Source organism: Anaerovibrio lipolyticus DSM 3074 (genome assembly GCF_900141865.1).
GTDB lineage: Bacteria > Bacillota > Negativicutes > Selenomonadales > Selenomonadaceae > Anaerovibrio > Anaerovibrio lipolyticus.
The window spans coordinates 46,134-61,268 of sequence record NZ_FQYW01000019.1 but is presented as its reverse complement, the minus strand read 5'-3'; the positions used below and the strand labels follow the sequence as shown (position 1 = coordinate 61,268).

Below are 15,135 nucleotides of genomic sequence, written 5' to 3'. Positions count from 1 at the left end.
TAGATCCGTTTCTTGACCTTTATAATCGTGAAATCATTAGTTTTAGTATCACGAAACGACCATCATCACAAGGTATTATATCTGCTTTAGAGAAAGCAATTGACATTACCAGTGACTGCCCTTACCGTCGGACATTCCATTCAGACCAGGGCTGGCCCTATCAAATGAGAAATTATATAGACCGATTAAGAGAAGAACGTATCTTTCAAAGCATGTCTCGCAAGGGAAACTGTCTGGATAATAGCGTGATGGAAAATTTCTTTGGCCTACTAAAACAGGAAATCTATTATGGACATACCTATCACAGCTTTGACGAACTGGAACGAGCAATCCGACATTACATCACATACTACAATAAACAAAGAATCAAAGCTAAGCTGGGATGGCTCAGCCCAGTCGACTACCGTTTACGTCATGCCGCAGCATAAAAAACGGTAGCAGCAAATAATTGCTACTACCGTTAAGGTCTAACTTTATGGGGTCACTACACTTTTGGTTTCCAAGGAGGGCACTTATATTGTAAATCCTGACGAAGAAGCCATCATGAAGAAAAAGATTTCTGAGGACAGTGACCCTGAAATAAAGGCTTTGGGTGAAAAAATGCTTTCCGGTGATGCCGGTGTCTATAAGTTCACAAATAAAGAGGGCGACGATATGATTGCCTTCTATAACCCAATTAAGGCCACTGGATGGGGTATGGCCACTGTAGCATATCAGGATGAGCTGTTTGCCCCTGTAAGCAATGTACTTAAAATCATGGTTGGAATAAGCCTGCTCCTTACAATTTTGATTTCCTTGGGAGTTCTTGTAACTGTAAATAAAGCCATGGCACCTCTTGCAGTTATGATGGATGAAATGCATCTTTTGGCAGCAGGTGATTTCCGTAATCGTCCAAGCCGTATTACCTCCAATAATGAGTTGGGAGCTTTGGCTGCGGCGGTTCGTGAAATGCGTCAGGGTGTAAGCAATGTTATGAAGCAGGTTAGCGGTTCCTCTGAAAGTCTGGCTGCAGCCGCTGAGGAGCTGAATGCCACCACTGAGCAGTCAGCCCAGGCATCTAATCAGGTGGCAAATTCCATCGTAAATGTTGCCCAAGGCACCAATGAGCAGTTGGAGGCAGTTAGCTCCACTGGAACGGCCATAGAGGAACTGAACGACACCATTCAGACAGTTGCCGGTGAAGCCGATGCAGCAGCAGCCCATGGCCGTGAGGCCGCAGAGGTAGCCCGTGATGGAGGCAAGACTCTGGAGCAGGCCATTGGACAGATTAAGCGCATCGAGCAGAGCACCAATGAGTCTACAGAAGTGGTTACTGCATTGGGTGAGCGCTCTGCAGAAATTGGTCAGATTGTGGATACCATTTCAAATATCTCTGCACAGACAAACCTGTTGGCCCTTAATGCAGCTATCGAGGCTGCCCGTGCTGGTGAGCATGGAAGGGGCTTTGCCGTAGTAGCAGATGAGGTTCGTAAGCTGGCTGAGTCCTCTCAGGAGGCAGCCAACCAGATTGCGGATCTTATTCAGCAGACCCGCAAGGATACTGATAATGCTGTTGCTGGTATGCAGGCGGGCAGTGAGGAGGTTCGTGTTGGTACTCAGAATATTATCAGCATGGGTGAGAGCTTCCGCAAGATTATTGAAATCGTTGAGACAGTTTCCGGTCAGGTTCAGCATATTTCTTCCGCTATCAGTGGCATGGCTGCCAACGGAGAGGAAGTTATGGGGCATATTAGAATCATTGGTGATGCCAGCAGAAAGGCAGCTGAGGAAGCTGAGACCGTTTCTGCCGCAACTGAGGAGCAGAGTGCCAGCGTAATGGAGATTTCCAATGCGTCCGATAGCCTTTCCAAGATGGCAATGGAGCTGCAGAATGAAATCAGCAAGTTCAAGCTGTAACTCAATGCGAGTGATATGCGTGTGTAAAATATTATAGGATTGGGCCTTCCCTGCGGGGAGGGCTTTTTCTTTATCGTGAAATGTGTTTTTTAGCAAGGATTTTATGCAGTTTTCCAAGCAAATAGGTTACGATTTTATGCATTTTCTCGATGAAAGATACTACGATTTTATGCAATTTTTTATAAAAATATATTACGATTTTATGTAAAAAGTTGACTTTTCCTTTGGAAGAGCTATAAAATTTATTGTAAGGAATAGGGCTTTGCCGTTGTTATCATGTAAATATTGAAATCATAGGGATATGGTATTATGTTAAAGAGAAAAATATATTCAAAATTATTGGAGTGGAAAAAAAACGTCATAAGGAAGGTCTAAAAAAATGTTTGCTTATAAAAGGGGCTAGACAGGTAGGCAAGACCTTTATTATTAAGGAATTTGGTAAAAATGAATATGAATCATTTATAAATATTGATTTTTACAGGCAGAAACCGCTAAAACATATTTTTGAGGGAGAGTTATCCTCAGAAGAAGTGTATAAGAGAATGACGGCAAATATTCCTGATATCAAATTAATTCCAGGGCAAACATTAATTTTTTGGATGAGATACAATGCTGCGGAAATGCGAGAACTGCACTTAAATTTCTGGCTGAAGATATGAGATTTGATGTAATTGCTTCCGGTTCTCTGCTTGGACTTTCCTACGGTGAGGATGCTGATGATGAAGTGGAAGAACCAATGTCACTGCCAGTGGGATATGAAACGCAGCTTATGATGTATTCTTTGGATTTTGAAGAATTCCTATGGGCATATGGATATGATTCTGACAGCATATACAGTTTGAAGGACTATATGGGGAATAATGAGCAAATTCCTGAAGTTATTCATAACAAGTATGAAGCATTATTTAGGGAATATATGGTAGTGGGCGGAATGCCAGAGGTTGTGACGGATTTTGCCGAGTATAAGGATTTTAATCGGGTTATGAATATTCAGCAAAACATTATAGCTCTTTACCAGGACGATATTTCTAAGCACGCAAAGGGCAGGGAAAAGAAATTGGTCAGAATGTGCTATGATGCCGTGCCTAGACAGCTTGCAAAGGAATTAAAAAAATTTCAGTATGCAACTGTTGAAAAGGGACAAACCAGAAGAAAATATGGTGGCAGTATAAAGTGGTTGAAGGATTCATGTCTGGTAAATGCCTGTTATAATGTGTCAGAACCGTATATTCCTCTCATGGCAAACTCAAAAGAGGAACAATTTAAGCTATATATAAATGATACAGGCTTGCTCACCTGTATGTATGGTTTTGAAACCAAAAGAGCAATTTTGAATAATACAATAAAGGGAAATGCCCGAGGTGGAATCTATGAAAATATCATTTCTGAGTGTTTAGTAAAAAGAGGATATACCTTGCATTACTACAAGCCAGACGATAACCATGAGTTGGAGTTCTTAATAGAAAAAGAAGGCGAAGTCGTTCCAATAGAGGTTAAGGCTGGAAATACAGCATCGGTTTCTTTAAATAATTTTATTAACGACTTCTCACCAAGTGTCGCCTATAAATTAATATCAAATAGAAATGGGCGCTCTGGTGTAAAGGAAACCTTGCCACATTATTTTGTGATGTTTATTTAACTATCCCACATAGCATAGAGAATAAAAATGTATGTGATTATATAGGGTTGGCCTTCCTTTCGAGGAGGGCCTTATCCTTTGCCATGTTCTGTACGGTAAGGAGTCAGTCTTGAAGTATTATGCTATACTGATAGAAATGCGTTTAATAATATGTAAAAACTGAAAAGGATTTGAAAGCATGGCTGATATTATAGAAATAAAAATAATAGGAAGAATTCATACGGATTTTCCCACCAAGTTTGGCATTCCCCGGCAGAGTGGGGTGGTGAAGGAGCTGAAGGGACGTATTGTTTTTGAGCCGGAATATCGTAATGAGGATGCTCTCAGAGGTATAGAAGGCTTTTCACATTTGTGGCTTATTTGGCACTTTTCCGAAAATGTCCGTGAGGGGTGGTCACCAACGGTCAGACCACCAATTTTAGGAGGCAATACACGGGTAGGCGTGTTTGCCACCAGGTCACCATTTCGCCCTAATCCTATTGGTTTATCATCAGTGAAGCTGGAAGGGGTGGAGGTAGATCCCCATGATGGTCCGGTGCTTATTGTTAGTGGTGCAGATCTTATGGATGATACCCCAATACTGGATATAAAACCCTATATACCCTATGCGGACAGTCACCCAGAGGCTACTGAGGGCTTCAGAAGTGGCGGCTGGAACCGAATGCTGGAGGTAGATTTTCCTCCGGAACTACTGGCAAAGGTTCCGGAAAAGCAGCATAAGTCCTTGATAGAGGTATTGGCCAATGACCCAAGACCATCTTATCATCACGATCCTGCTCGTATTTACGGAATGCCATTTGGGGATGTGGAGGTCAAATTTTCTGTTAATGAAAAGGTACTCAGGGTGGTAGCTGTTTATGATTAACATAACGATTGAAATATCTTGTTGACAATAATACGTTAGCGTATTAATATAAAGTACGTTGACGTATTATTTTTGTGCGAATAATAAAGGCGTTATCAATAAAAAAGAAGGTGAAATCACGATGCAGATAGATGATACATTGGGCTATCTGTTGTGTCGAACGGCCAGGAAGGTTCACCGCCATACCGAGAAAATATTCAGTCCATACGGACTGACTGTAGAGCAATGGGTGGCGATGAAGATATTAGCTGAGCATCCGGATATCAGCCAAAAAGAATTATCTGGACAAATGCAACGAGATCCCAATACGGTTAAGGCGATTGTGGATAGATTGCTTAAAAAGGACTATGTAAAAAGGGAGCCAAATCAAGTTGACCGTCGTGCCTTTCTCTTGCAGTTGACCATGTCTGGCAAGCAGCTTGTGGATAAACTGGCAACGGAAGATGAACGGGAAAACCGGCAATTAGAGCTGGAACTGGGTGAGGCTGATACAGCAAATATGAAGGAAATGTTACTAAAGATAGAGGAAATGATCAGGGAATGAATAAACTTTGGACAACGGAATTTATTAGTATGGGCGGCTGTAACTTTCTGGTATTTATGAGCCAGTATATTATGATTGCAGCCTTGCCGATTTTTATTATGGATGATTTGCAGGGTGGGGAGCTGGAAGCAGGCATGGCCATGACTTTTTTTCAAATTGGAACTGTGGCCTGCCGTCCATTGGCTGGAAAACTTATCGACAGCGTGAATAAGCGAACATTGATGCTGGTGGCGACACTCTGTTTTGGGCTTATTATGCTTGGGTTTAACTTTTTTCAGACCCTTACAGGGCTTTATAGCTTGCGCCTGCTTCATGGTGTGATTTTTGCTATTGCGACTACAGCAGCTGCTGCTATGGCCGCAATGGTACTACCTGCGGAGCGAAAGGGTGAAGGCATTGGCTATTTTGCCTTGACCACAAATTTGGCTATGGTTGTAGGTCCTTTGCTGGGGTTGGTAATAATCGGCAGCTGGGGAGCTGAGATGTTTTTTCCCTTTATGGTGATGCTGGCATTATTTACCTTTGTTGTGGCAAATCATCGTAGAATGCCTGATGCGGTTATTTTGCCTGCTAAAAAGCAGCGCCATGGCATCTCCATCAGTGATTTTATTGAACGCAGGTCTGTGGCTATGTCTTCCATTGGTGGCCTGGTATTCTTTGCTTACGGTGGTGTATTGACATTTATTCCCCTTTATGCGAAATCCTTGGGTCTGCAACAGGAGACCAGTATGTTCTTTGCCGTATTTGCTACTGTTATTGTGCTGACCCGGCCTATCGTTGGAAAAATATTTGATACCAAGGGACCGGATTATACAATCTATCCTGGTTTTCTGTGTTTCGCCTTGGGAATGATCTTTTTTGGTCAGATTTCTACTATGCTGGGGCTTTTAGTGTCGGCTGCAATATTAGGTATAGGCTTTGGTGCTTTGAGTCCGGCTTTTCAGACATTGGCTATCCAAAGTGCACCGATGGAGCGTAGCGGTGTGGCTACAGCTACCTATTTTTGGTCCCTGGATATTTGTGTCGGACTGGCAGCTGGCCTTTTGGGGATAGTCGCAGCTGGCTATGGCTATACCTTTATGTACAGCGTGGTTTGCACAGGGGTTATTGCAGCAGCTGCGGTTTGTTATTTTGTTTGGAACAAGTATCAGCAAGGATACATTGTTATGATGCACAAAACATGTGAATAAAGGATATCGATGACAGCAATAAATGTCTGTTACCAATAGACATTACACTTTTGTGTCCATTTTATTCCATTTCTTTGACATCCCTGTAGCGCAGTGGTAACATTTTACCTGTTGTGATTCTATTAAAGGGGCGTTTTGTTGTGAATGAAAAATTGAGTTGGAAAAATTATCTGTTTGTTGCCAGTATGCTGTTTGGTATGTTCTTTGGTGCTGGTAACATTATCTTCCCTGTTCATCTGGGACAGGCGGCAGGCAGCAACGTGTGGCCAGCTATTGCCGGCTTCATTTTGACTGGTGTGGGTATTCCTATTTTAGCTGTGGCAGCCATCGGTATGTCCGGGGGTAATGGCTTGCAGGATTTGGCATCCAGAGTAAACAAAAAGTATGCCATGTTCTTTACTTGTATGCTTTATTTAACAATTGGTCCTTGCTTTGCAATTCCTCGTTGTGCCACAGTTCCATTTTCCATGGGTATTGCGCCAATGATTACCGGCGTAAGTCCTGAAATGGCACTTTTTGGTTTTTCTTTGGTGTTCTTTGCCATTGTTATGTTCTTTTCTCTCAGACCAAGTGGAATTGTTACCTGGGTGGGAAAGATTTTGACACCTATTTTCCTTGTATTCCTTGGAAGCCTTCTGCTGGTTGCCTTTGCTAACCCAATGGTGAACAGCATTGCCAATATTGCACCATCTGCAGATTATGAGTCTGGTGCCTTTGCCAAGGGCATTTTGGAAGGTTATAACACCATGGATGCCATGGCTGGTTTGGCTTTCGGTATTATTGTAGTAAACAGTATGAAGAATCTTGGCCTGCGAACCAATGAGGCTATTGCTTCTTCCACTATTAAGGCTGGTGTGCTTAGCGGTATCATCATGTCTGTTATCTATTTGATGATTATCCTCATGGGTACCATGAGTATGGGAGTATTCCCAATGGCTGAAAATGGCGGTGTAGCTCTGTCTGATATTTCTGGCTTCTACTTTGGTGCCGCTGGCGTATTTGTATTGGCTGGTATTGCTACATTTGCCTGCCTTAAGACAGCTATAGGTCTTGTAACCAGCTGCTCTGAGACCTTCTGTGAAATGTTCCCAGGTGGCCCAGGCTATCGCACGTGGGCCTGCATCTTTGGGGCAGTTTCCCTGTTAATTTCCAATGTTGGTCTTACAGCTATTATAGTTTATGCAATTCCAGTGTTAATGTTCCTGTATCCGTTGACCATTACCTTAACTCTGTTGGGCTTGGTGGGAGGTCATTTCAACCATTCCAAGTGGGTATATGGCATGGTTACCTTCTTTACCCTTATTGCGGCTGTATTTGACCTTATGAATGCACTGCCTAAGGAATTGGCTGGTTCTGCCTTCGTATCCTCAATGGTTGGCTTTGCAACTGAGTATCTTCCTTTCTTTGCCCAGGGCTTCGGCTGGCTGGTACCTGCCATGGTGGGCTTTGCAATTGGCCTTGTGATGTACAAGGTGAAGGGCGAATGCAGTAACCATAAGGTTGCAGTGGGATAAGTGATGTGTTACAATAATCAGTGGAAATACAGATACAGTCTTTGGGGCAGGGTGTGATTCCCTACCGGCGGTATAGCCCGCGAGCCGTTTTGGCATGACACGGTGAGATTCCGTGGCCGACAGTATAGTCTGGATGAGAAAAGACTTGTATGTACATTGTTTTTGTGTGCATTTGGGGCTGTTGAAGAGTTTCTTTCTTCAACAGCCTTTTCTATTTGATACAGGCTGTTCTGTGTATCTCATTTTGCTAGGAAATCTTAGTGAATCGAATCTGAAAGATGAAGATGAACTTTAGATTTCGTGTAAGGGCTGATGAAAGCCGGTATGCTTTCATCTTGCTTCTATAGGAAAGAGGTGATAGAATTGCAGGATGAGTTTTATATGAGTGAGGCCCTGCGGGTGGCGAAAAATGCCACTGGCAGAACGTCGCCAAATCCTTTGGTGGGTGCTGTTATCGTCAAGGATGGCAGGATCATTGCCGAAGGCTGGCATCGTAAGGCTGGAACTCCCCATGCTGAAATTCATGCCCTGAATATGGCTGGCGAGCTGGCCAAAGGGGCAACAGTATATGTTACCTTGGAGCCGTGTTCCCACTATGGTCGTACAGGCCCATGTGCCAATGCGCTGGTGGAAGCAGGGGTAGCCAAGGTGGTGGTGGCCATGCTGGATCCAAATCCAAAGGTGGCGGGCCGTGGCGTAAAAATTCTTCAAGATGCTGGTATTGAGGTTGTGACCGGGGTGCTGGAGGAGGAAGCAAAAAAACTCAACGAGGTATTTCTGAAGTGGATTACCAAAGAAATGCCATTTGTGGCGCTAAAGACTGCCATGTCACTGGACGGAAAGATTGCCACAGCCACGGGACAGTCCCAGTGGATAACCAACGAGGCCTCCAGATTACGGACCCACGAGCTGCGGGATGTCTATGATGGCATTATGGTAGGTATAAACACCGCTATTAAGGATAATCCGAGTCTTACTACAAGGCTACCTAATAATATGGGAAAAAATCCTGTGCGTATAGTGGTGGACAGTAAAGCAAGACTACCAATGAATTCCAATCTGGTAACTGACGGTAAGGCACAGACCATAGTGGCAGTGTCTGGTGCAGCCAGCGCAGGGGCGGTCCAAGACCTTAGAGATGCAGGAGTTCAGGTGATTTCTGCTGGTGAGGACAAAGTGGATTTGCCTCAGCTGTTAAAGAAATTGGCTGAAATGAATATCTGTTCAATTTTGGTGGAAGGCGGCGGCCAGCTTAACTTCTCCATGCTGAAGGCGGGGCTTGTGGACAAGGTTTATGCCTTTATAGCACCAAAGCTCATTGGGGGCAGAGATGCCCTTACACCAGTGGAGGGGGACGGCTTTGGGGAGCTTAACCAGGCCGTGGAGCTTGAAAATGCAGAAACTGAGCTTATTGACGGTGATATTCTTATTACTGCCAATGTGGCGAAGTAAGTCAGGTGATTAGATGTTTACAGGAATAATTGAAGAGGTTGGCTCTGTACATAGTATTGGTGGCGGAAGCCTTACTATAAAGGCTTCCAAGGTCCTTCAGGATGTGCAGCTGGGAGACAGCATTGCCGTAAATGGCGTATGCTTGACGGTTACCAGATTTGACAGGGGCAGCTTTGATGCCGATGTAATGCCGGAAACTATTCGTCGCACATCATTGGCAGAGCTAAAAAAGGGAAGTCCGGTTAATCTGGAAAGGGCCCTTACCCTGCAGAGCCGTTTGGGTGGCCATATCGTCAGCGGTCACATTGATGGAGTAGGGCATATTGTTTCTCTGAAGGAGGAACAGAATGCAGTGTTGATGAGGATTTCCGCAGAGAAGGATATTTTGAGACATATTGTGGAGAAAGGCTCTGTGGCACTTGATGGTATCAGTCTTACAGTGGCGGAGGTTACTGACAGTGATTTTACAGTTTCACTGATACCACATACCCGGCAGGTGACCAATTTATCCAGCAAAAAGGCTGGCTCAACAATTAATATTGAAAATGATGTTATCGGAAAATATGTGGAGAAGCTGATGCAGCCTCAGGAGACACCTAAGGAAAATGTAAGCCGCATCACCATGGATTTTCTGAAAAATAATGGTTTTTAAGGAGCGAGATTATGTCAGATTTTGCAACAGTTGAAGAAGCAATCGAAGAAATACGTAAAGGAAATATGGTAGTCGTAGTTGACGACGAGGACAGGGAAAATGAAGGTGACCTTATTGTTGCCGCCGAGACACTGACCCCTGAGCACGTCAACTTCATGGCTACTTATGCTAAGGGGCTTATTTGTACCCCTATGGAGGCAGAATATTTGGATCGGTTGGAGATTTTCCCAATGGTGTCCAACAATACAGATAACCATGAAACAGCATTTACCGTATCTGTGGATGCTGATACCACCACTACAGGTATCTCCGCCTTTGAGCGTTGTGAAACCGTTAAACGGCTTATTGACCCAACGGCCAAGCCGGAGAATTTCCGTCGTCCGGGCCATGTATTCCCTTTGCGCAGTGTTCCGGGCGGTGTCCTTCGTCGTGCTGGCCATACTGAGACTACTACTGATTTGGCTAAGCTGGCTGGCCTTGCCCCAGCGGGCCTTTGCTGTGAGATTATGGATGATGACGGCCACATGATGCGTACTCCACGCCTTATTGAGTTTTCCAGGGAGCATGGCTTGAAGCTCATTACAGTAAAGGCTCTGATTGAGTATAGAAAGCGTACTGAGTGCTTCGTGGAGAAAATTGCCGAGGCAGATCTTCCTAGCAAGTATGGTCACTTCCGTATTCATGCTTATGAGAGCAAGCTGGACGGCAAGTGCCATTTGGCTATTGTAAAGGGCGATGTTAAGGGCAAGGAGAATGTTTTGGTTCGTGTTCACTCCGAGTGTCTCACTGGTGACGCCCTTGGTTCCCTGCGCTGCGACTGCGGTGAACAGCTGGCTACAGCCTTGAAGCGTATTGAGGCAGAAGGGGAAGGTATGGTTCTTTACATGCGTCAGGAGGGCCGTGGCATTGGTCTTGGCAACAAGATGCGTGCCTATGAGCTGCAGGACCATGGCAAGGATACTGTAGAGGCCAATGTACTTCTGGGCTTTGCTCCAGATGAGCGCGATTATGGTATTGGTGCCCAGATTTTGGCAGATATGGGCCTCACCACCATTCGCCTTATGACAAACAACCCTGCAAAGCGTGCCGGTCTCGAGGGCTATGGCCTTAAGATTGTGGACAGAGTGGCTCTGGAGGTACCTACCAACGAGTACAACCAGAACTATATGAAGGTAAAGAAGACCAAGATGGGTCACATTTTAGCTGAGAAAATCTGATTATTATATTGAGATAATATATTCTTTTATGGAGGTATATAAAATGAAAGAAGTTAAGGTTTTGGAAGGTATGCTTAATGCCCAGGGCATGAAGTTTGGTATTGTTGTTGCCCGTTTTAATGAGTTTTTGACCTCTAAGCTTCTTGGGGGCGCTTTGGATACACTCCATCGTCATGGTGCTGATGAGGATGATATTACTGTAGCTTGGGTTCCGGGAGCTTATGAGCTGCCATTGGTTTCCAAGAAGATGGCTGAGTCCGGCAAGTACGATGCCATTATCGCTTTGGGTACTGTAATCCGTGGTTCTACCACCCATTATGATTATGTTTGCAACGAGGCTGCCAAGGGCATTGCCCAGGCCAGCATGTCCACCGGCGTTCCTGTAACCTTCAGTGTTGTTACCACCGAGAATATCGAGCAGGCTATTGAGCGTGCTGGTACCAAGGCTGGTAACAAGGGGGCTGATGGTGCCATGACCGCTATTGAGATGGCAAATCTTTTAAAGCAGCTCTAAGATAGGATTGATGAAATGTCTGATACTTTAGTAAAAGCAATTACCAAGGGCGTAAGAATATACGCAGCAGTTACCACTGATCTGGTAAATGAGGCTATCCGTCGTCATGACTGCTCTCCAACTGCAGCAGCAGCTCTTGGACGTACCATGACGGGTGCCCTTTTGATGGCGGCTAATCTTAAAAATAAGGAGGCTCTGACAGTCAGCTTTCAGGGAAATGGCCCACTGGGCTACATTACCGCTGATGCTACTCCTGAGGGTTATGTCCGTGGGTATGTGGGGAATCCCCATGTGGATCTCCCATTAAAAGAAAATGGCAAGCTGGATGTGGGTGGCGCAGTAGGTCAGGGCATGGTGCAGGTAACCCGCTTCACCGGTCTTGGCGATCCAATGCGGGGTAGCTCGGAAATAGTGTCCGGTGAAATTGCCGAGGATCTGACCAACTATCTTTTTGTATCTGAGCAGACAGCCTCCAGTGTGGGCCTTGGTGTATTGGTGGGTACTGACCGCAGGGCTATGGCCTCCGGTGGCTTTATACTTCAGATGATGCCGGATGCTGACGAGGAGATTATTACCCGTGTGGAGGACGCGTTGAAGAAGGTGCGCCCAGTTTCCTCCATGATTGCTGATGGCGTTGATGCCAAGGGAATCATTGCGGAGCTTATGGCAGATTTTGATGTGGATTATCTGACTACTACGGAGCTGGCGTTTAAGTGCAAGTGTAGCCGTGAAAGAATAGAGGATGTACTTCTTAGCCTTAGCCATAAGGATATGGAGCAGCTTGTACAGGATGGCCATGCTGAGGTATGCTGTCAGTTTTGTGGGGAGAAGTACCAATTTGAAAAGGACGAGCTGGAGCATCTTATGAAGCTGGCAGATGGCGTAAGGTAAGTATTTTTGTTAAGTGTAGGGGCTTTATGCTTGAGCCCTTGCATTTATTTTAGAAAAATGATAGTATAGTCAAGCAACAGATTATACAGTTGAATGCAAGATGAACTTGGCGTTATGGACAGCAAAAATAATTGCTGCCAAGGGGTTGCATTTGACAGCCTTATTGTGCTATAATCTTTTTGTTTGTGTGTATAGGACTATGTACAGATAATTTACATATATGCGACTATGCGCCGATGAAACGTTAAGGAGGTGTGCTATATGGCAAGTTTATGTGAAGTATGCGGTAAGGGTGAGCTGTCCGGCAATAATGTCAGCCATTCCCATCTGAAGACCAAGCGCTCCTGGAAGCCAAATATCCAGCGCGTACGTGCCGTTGTAGAAGGCGAAATCAAGCGTGTAAATGTTTGCACTCGCTGCCTGCGTACCGGTAAGGTTGAAAGAGCCCTCTAATTTTGTGCAGAATATCGATTGATATATCATAAGAAAAGCCGATAACGGAAGTTATCGGCTTTTCTTATACTATCTTAATAAACAGCTAGCGAGCGCGAGCGTTCCGCATGGGTATCTCCGACTGGTATTTTGAAATATATAAATATTTGACAAGGAAAAATACTTGACAACCTATAGGGGGATGGCTATAATAACTATGGTCGGGATAAACTGTGCCTTGAAAGTGGGTGTTTTCAATGCTTGAACAGCGTTTATATCTGGCAGAGCTCTTTGATATTTACGGGCCACTGCTGACGGATAAACAACAGAAGTGTTTAAGTATGCACCTTTTTGAGGATTTCTCCATGTCAGAGATAGGGGAGGATTTGGCAGTTTCCAGACAGGCTGTATATGATATATTACACCGCTCGGAACAGACCATGGCAGCCTACGAAGAAAAGCTCGGTTTGGCACAGCGCCTTAGAGAACAGCGCCATGAGCTTACTGAGATTTACGATGATATTTCCCGGCTTTCTTCCAATAAAAAGATTGATGAGAAGGAAGCAAATCATATACTTATGAAGCTTGCTCCATATACCAGCAAGGTTCAGGAGGAATTAGATTGATTTTTGAAGGTTTGGCAGATCGTCTGCAGGAAACATTTAAAAAGCTTCGCGGACATGGCAAGCTCACAGAGGATGACGTAAATGAAGCCATGCGGGAAGTGCGAATGGCACTTCTTGAGGCCGATGTAAACTTCAAGGTCGTTAAGGACTTTGTAAAACGCGTAAAAGAGCGTGCCATCGGTCAGGACGTCATGGAGGCACTTACACCGGCTCAGCTCGTTATCAAGATTGTTAATGAGGAGCTCACAGAGCTGATGGGCGGCTCCCAGAGCCGTATCAATATGTCCCCAAATCCACCGACTATTATTATGATGGTGGGTCTGCAGGGTGCTGGTAAGACTACCTCAGCTGGCAAGTTGGGTCTTTCCCTTAAAAAGCAGGGTAAGCGCCCGGTGCTGGTTGCGGCAGATATATATAGACCAGCGGCTGTTACTCAGCTGCAGGTCATTGGTAAGCAGCTGGATATTCCCGTATTCTCCATGGAGCCGGGTACTGATGCTGTTACTATAGCAAAGTCATCTTTAAACTACGCATTCACTCATGCCAATGATGTGGTCATCATCGATACTGCTGGTCGACTTCACATCAATGAAGAGTTGATGCAGGAGTTAAAGGATATAAAGGGTCAGGTGAAACCACACGAGATTCTTCTGGTGGTTGATGCCATGACCGGTCAGGATGCTGTAAACGTAGCTGAGAGCTTTAATAAGGACTTAGGCCTTGATGGTCTGGTACTTACAAAGCTGGATGGTGATTCCCGCGGTGGTGCGGCACTTTCCGTAAAGGCGGTTACTGGCTGTCCTGTAAAATTTGTGGGTATGGGCGAGAAGCTGGAGGCTTTGGAGCCATTCTACCCAGATCGCATGGCTTCCCGAATTTTGGGAATGGGCGATGTCCTTTCCTTGATTGAGAAGGCCCAGGCCACCTTTGATGAGGCGCAGGCCAAGGAGATGGAGAAGAAGTTCCGCAAGGATGACTTTACTCTGGATGATTTCCTTGCCCAGATGCAGCAGATCAAGAAATTGGGTTCCCTGGAAAACATAATGAGCCTTATTCCTGGCATGGGGGATATAAAGAAAAAGCTTGGCGACAGAGAAATTGACCTTAATGGTAAGGAAATGCGTCAGGTGGAAGCAATTATCCGCTCCATGACACCAAAGGAAAGAGCAAATACAAGCATCATCAATGGCAGCCGCAGAAAGCGTATTGCAGCAGGTAGCGGTACCCGCGTACAGGATGTAAATCGTCTCCTAAAGCAGTTTGAGGAGATGCGCAAGATGATGAAGAAGGTTAAAAAGATGCAGGGAGGCCGTAAAGGCTTCGGAGGCTTCAAGCTTCCATTCATGCATTGATATATATAAAAGTATATCTTCTATATAATAGAATTTAGATATACCAATCCTAAGGAGGTGAATTTCAAAATGGCAGTAAAGATTCGTCTGAACCGTATGGGTGCTAAGAAGTCCCCATTCTATCGTATTGTTGTAGCTGATTCCCGTGCTCCACGTGATGGCCGTTTCATCGAAATCGTTGGTAACTATGACTCCACTAAGGAGCCAGCAGTTGTAAATATCGACGAAGAAAAGGCTCTTGAATGGATGGCAAAGGGGGCACAGCCTACTGATACCGTTCGTTCCTTATTCTCCAAGCAGGGCATCATGGCTAAGTTTGATGCAGCTAAGCATGCTAAGAACTAAGAAAGA

The 15,135-nt window shown here is 44.9% G+C and carries 17 protein-coding genes and 1 riboswitch; all 17 genes read left to right on the top strand.

Annotated features, from left to right (window positions below):
- Window positions 1-428: IS3 family transposase (locus B6K08_RS10935; RefSeq protein WP_143254909.1), on the top strand; the 428-nt coding region annotated here is incomplete at its 5' end.
- 115 nt (window positions 429-543) lie between these two features.
- Window positions 544-1,896 carry a methyl-accepting chemotaxis protein gene (locus B6K08_RS10930; RefSeq protein WP_080326117.1) on the top strand — a complete coding sequence of 451 codons (1,353 nt, stop codon included), beginning with the start codon at window positions 544-546 and terminating at the stop codon, window positions 1,894-1,896.
- A gap of 344 nt (window positions 1,897-2,240) precedes the next feature.
- Window positions 2,241-2,555 carry an AAA family ATPase gene (locus tag B6K08_RS10925; protein WP_159446770.1) on the top strand — a complete coding sequence of 105 codons (315 nt, stop codon included), beginning with the start codon at window positions 2,241-2,243 and terminating at the stop codon, window positions 2,553-2,555.
- The gene (locus B6K08_RS14230) at window positions 2,492-3,535 is read left to right on the top strand and encodes an ATP-binding protein (protein WP_200810417.1); all 1,044 of its coding nucleotides are present in this window, start codon (window positions 2,492-2,494) and stop codon (window positions 3,533-3,535) included. The genes B6K08_RS10925 and B6K08_RS14230 overlap by 64 nt, the downstream gene beginning before the upstream one ends.
- A 178-nt stretch (window positions 3,536-3,713) precedes the next feature.
- Window positions 3,714-4,400 carry a tRNA (N6-threonylcarbamoyladenosine(37)-N6)-methyltransferase TrmO gene (tsaA, locus tag B6K08_RS10915; RefSeq protein WP_039206238.1) on the top strand — a complete coding sequence of 229 codons (687 nt, stop codon included), beginning with the start codon at window positions 3,714-3,716 and terminating at the stop codon, window positions 4,398-4,400.
- Window positions 4,401-4,521: 121 nt separating this feature from the next.
- Window positions 4,522-4,944 carry a MarR family winged helix-turn-helix transcriptional regulator gene (locus tag B6K08_RS10910; protein ID WP_052211832.1) on the top strand — a complete coding sequence of 141 codons (423 nt, stop codon included), beginning with the start codon at window positions 4,522-4,524 and terminating at the stop codon, window positions 4,942-4,944.
- Window positions 4,941-6,134 (top strand): MFS transporter, encoded by a 1,194-nt coding sequence (locus B6K08_RS10905; RefSeq protein WP_052211835.1) that lies wholly within the window; start codon window positions 4,941-4,943, stop codon window positions 6,132-6,134. Before B6K08_RS10910 ends, B6K08_RS10905 begins: the two co-directional genes overlap by 4 nt.
- A gap of 140 nt (window positions 6,135-6,274) precedes the next feature.
- Complete coding sequence (gene brnQ / locus B6K08_RS10900; protein WP_039206240.1) at window positions 6,275-7,648, top strand: branched-chain amino acid transport system II carrier protein; 1,374 nt, start codon at window positions 6,275-6,277, stop codon at window positions 7,646-7,648.
- A 33-nt stretch (window positions 7,649-7,681) separates the two neighbouring features.
- A riboswitch (FMN riboswitch) is annotated at window positions 7,682-7,797 on the top strand.
- A gap of 163 nt (window positions 7,798-7,960) precedes the next feature.
- Window positions 7,961-9,100: a bifunctional diaminohydroxyphosphoribosylaminopyrimidine deaminase/5-amino-6-(5-phosphoribosylamino)uracil reductase RibD gene (gene ribD / locus B6K08_RS10895; RefSeq protein WP_234985350.1), complete on the top strand. Its 1,140-nt coding sequence runs from the start codon at window positions 7,961-7,963 to the stop codon at window positions 9,098-9,100.
- Between the two features lie 13 nt (window positions 9,101-9,113).
- Window positions 9,114-9,752: a riboflavin synthase gene (locus B6K08_RS10890; protein ID WP_080326113.1), complete on the top strand. Its 639-nt coding sequence runs from the start codon at window positions 9,114-9,116 to the stop codon at window positions 9,750-9,752.
- A gap of 11 nt (window positions 9,753-9,763) precedes the next feature.
- Complete coding sequence (locus B6K08_RS10885; protein WP_039210861.1) at window positions 9,764-10,969, top strand: bifunctional 3,4-dihydroxy-2-butanone-4-phosphate synthase/GTP cyclohydrolase II; 1,206 nt, start codon at window positions 9,764-9,766, stop codon at window positions 10,967-10,969.
- A 43-nt stretch (window positions 10,970-11,012) separates the two neighbouring features.
- The gene (gene ribH, locus B6K08_RS10880; RefSeq protein WP_037329704.1) at window positions 11,013-11,483 is read left to right on the top strand and encodes a 6,7-dimethyl-8-ribityllumazine synthase; all 471 of its coding nucleotides are present in this window, start codon (window positions 11,013-11,015) and stop codon (window positions 11,481-11,483) included.
- 15 nt (window positions 11,484-11,498) lie between these two features.
- Window positions 11,499-12,374 carry an Hsp33 family molecular chaperone HslO gene (hslO, locus tag B6K08_RS10875; RefSeq protein WP_039210863.1) on the top strand — a complete coding sequence of 292 codons (876 nt, stop codon included), beginning with the start codon at window positions 11,499-11,501 and terminating at the stop codon, window positions 12,372-12,374.
- A gap of 261 nt (window positions 12,375-12,635) precedes the next feature.
- Window positions 12,636-12,827: a 50S ribosomal protein L28 gene (rpmB, locus tag B6K08_RS10870; RefSeq protein ID WP_027396446.1), complete on the top strand. Its 192-nt coding sequence runs from the start codon at window positions 12,636-12,638 to the stop codon at window positions 12,825-12,827.
- A gap of 236 nt (window positions 12,828-13,063) precedes the next feature.
- Window positions 13,064-13,432 carry a YlxM family DNA-binding protein gene (gene ylxM, locus B6K08_RS10865; RefSeq protein ID WP_039210866.1) on the top strand — a complete coding sequence of 123 codons (369 nt, stop codon included), beginning with the start codon at window positions 13,064-13,066 and terminating at the stop codon, window positions 13,430-13,432.
- Complete coding sequence (ffh, locus tag B6K08_RS10860) at window positions 13,429-14,784, top strand: signal recognition particle protein (RefSeq protein WP_027396448.1); 1,356 nt, start codon at window positions 13,429-13,431, stop codon at window positions 14,782-14,784. Before ylxM ends, ffh begins: the two co-directional genes overlap by 4 nt.
- 69 nt (window positions 14,785-14,853) lie before the next feature.
- Entirely contained in the window at window positions 14,854-15,129 is a 276-nt protein-coding gene (gene rpsP / locus B6K08_RS10855) for a 30S ribosomal protein S16 (protein ID WP_027405572.1), read from the top strand.
- Window positions 15,130-15,135: the final 6 nt, after the last annotated feature.

What these genes read in the sequence shown, in the direction of transcription:
- hslO (WP_039210863.1), top strand. Translation starts at nt 11,499, where the DNA reads ATGTCTGATACTTTAGTAAAAGCAATTACCAAGGGCGTAAGAATATAC.
- ribD (WP_234985350.1), top strand. Translation starts at nt 7,961, where the DNA reads ATGAAAGCCGGTATGCTTTCATCTTGCTTCTATAGGAAAGAGGTGATA.
- B6K08_RS10905 (WP_052211835.1), top strand. Translation starts at nt 4,941, where the DNA reads ATGAATAAACTTTGGACAACGGAATTTATTAGTATGGGCGGCTGTAAC.
- B6K08_RS10890 (WP_080326113.1), top strand. Translation starts at nt 9,114, where the DNA reads ATGTTTACAGGAATAATTGAAGAGGTTGGCTCTGTACATAGTATTGGT.
- ylxM (WP_039210866.1), top strand. Translation starts at nt 13,064, where the DNA reads ATGCTTGAACAGCGTTTATATCTGGCAGAGCTCTTTGATATTTACGGG.
- B6K08_RS10910 (WP_052211832.1), top strand. Translation starts at nt 4,522, where the DNA reads ATGCAGATAGATGATACATTGGGCTATCTGTTGTGTCGAACGGCCAGG.
- rpmB (WP_027396446.1), top strand. Translation starts at nt 12,636, where the DNA reads ATGGCAAGTTTATGTGAAGTATGCGGTAAGGGTGAGCTGTCCGGCAAT.
- tsaA (WP_039206238.1), top strand. Translation starts at nt 3,714, where the DNA reads ATGGCTGATATTATAGAAATAAAAATAATAGGAAGAATTCATACGGAT.
- ribH (WP_037329704.1), top strand. Translation starts at nt 11,013, where the DNA reads ATGAAAGAAGTTAAGGTTTTGGAAGGTATGCTTAATGCCCAGGGCATG.
- B6K08_RS10930 (WP_080326117.1), top strand. Translation starts at nt 544, where the DNA reads ATGAAGAAAAAGATTTCTGAGGACAGTGACCCTGAAATAAAGGCTTTG.
- rpsP (WP_027405572.1), top strand. Translation starts at nt 14,854, where the DNA reads ATGGCAGTAAAGATTCGTCTGAACCGTATGGGTGCTAAGAAGTCCCCA.
- B6K08_RS10885 (WP_039210861.1), top strand. Translation starts at nt 9,764, where the DNA reads ATGTCAGATTTTGCAACAGTTGAAGAAGCAATCGAAGAAATACGTAAA.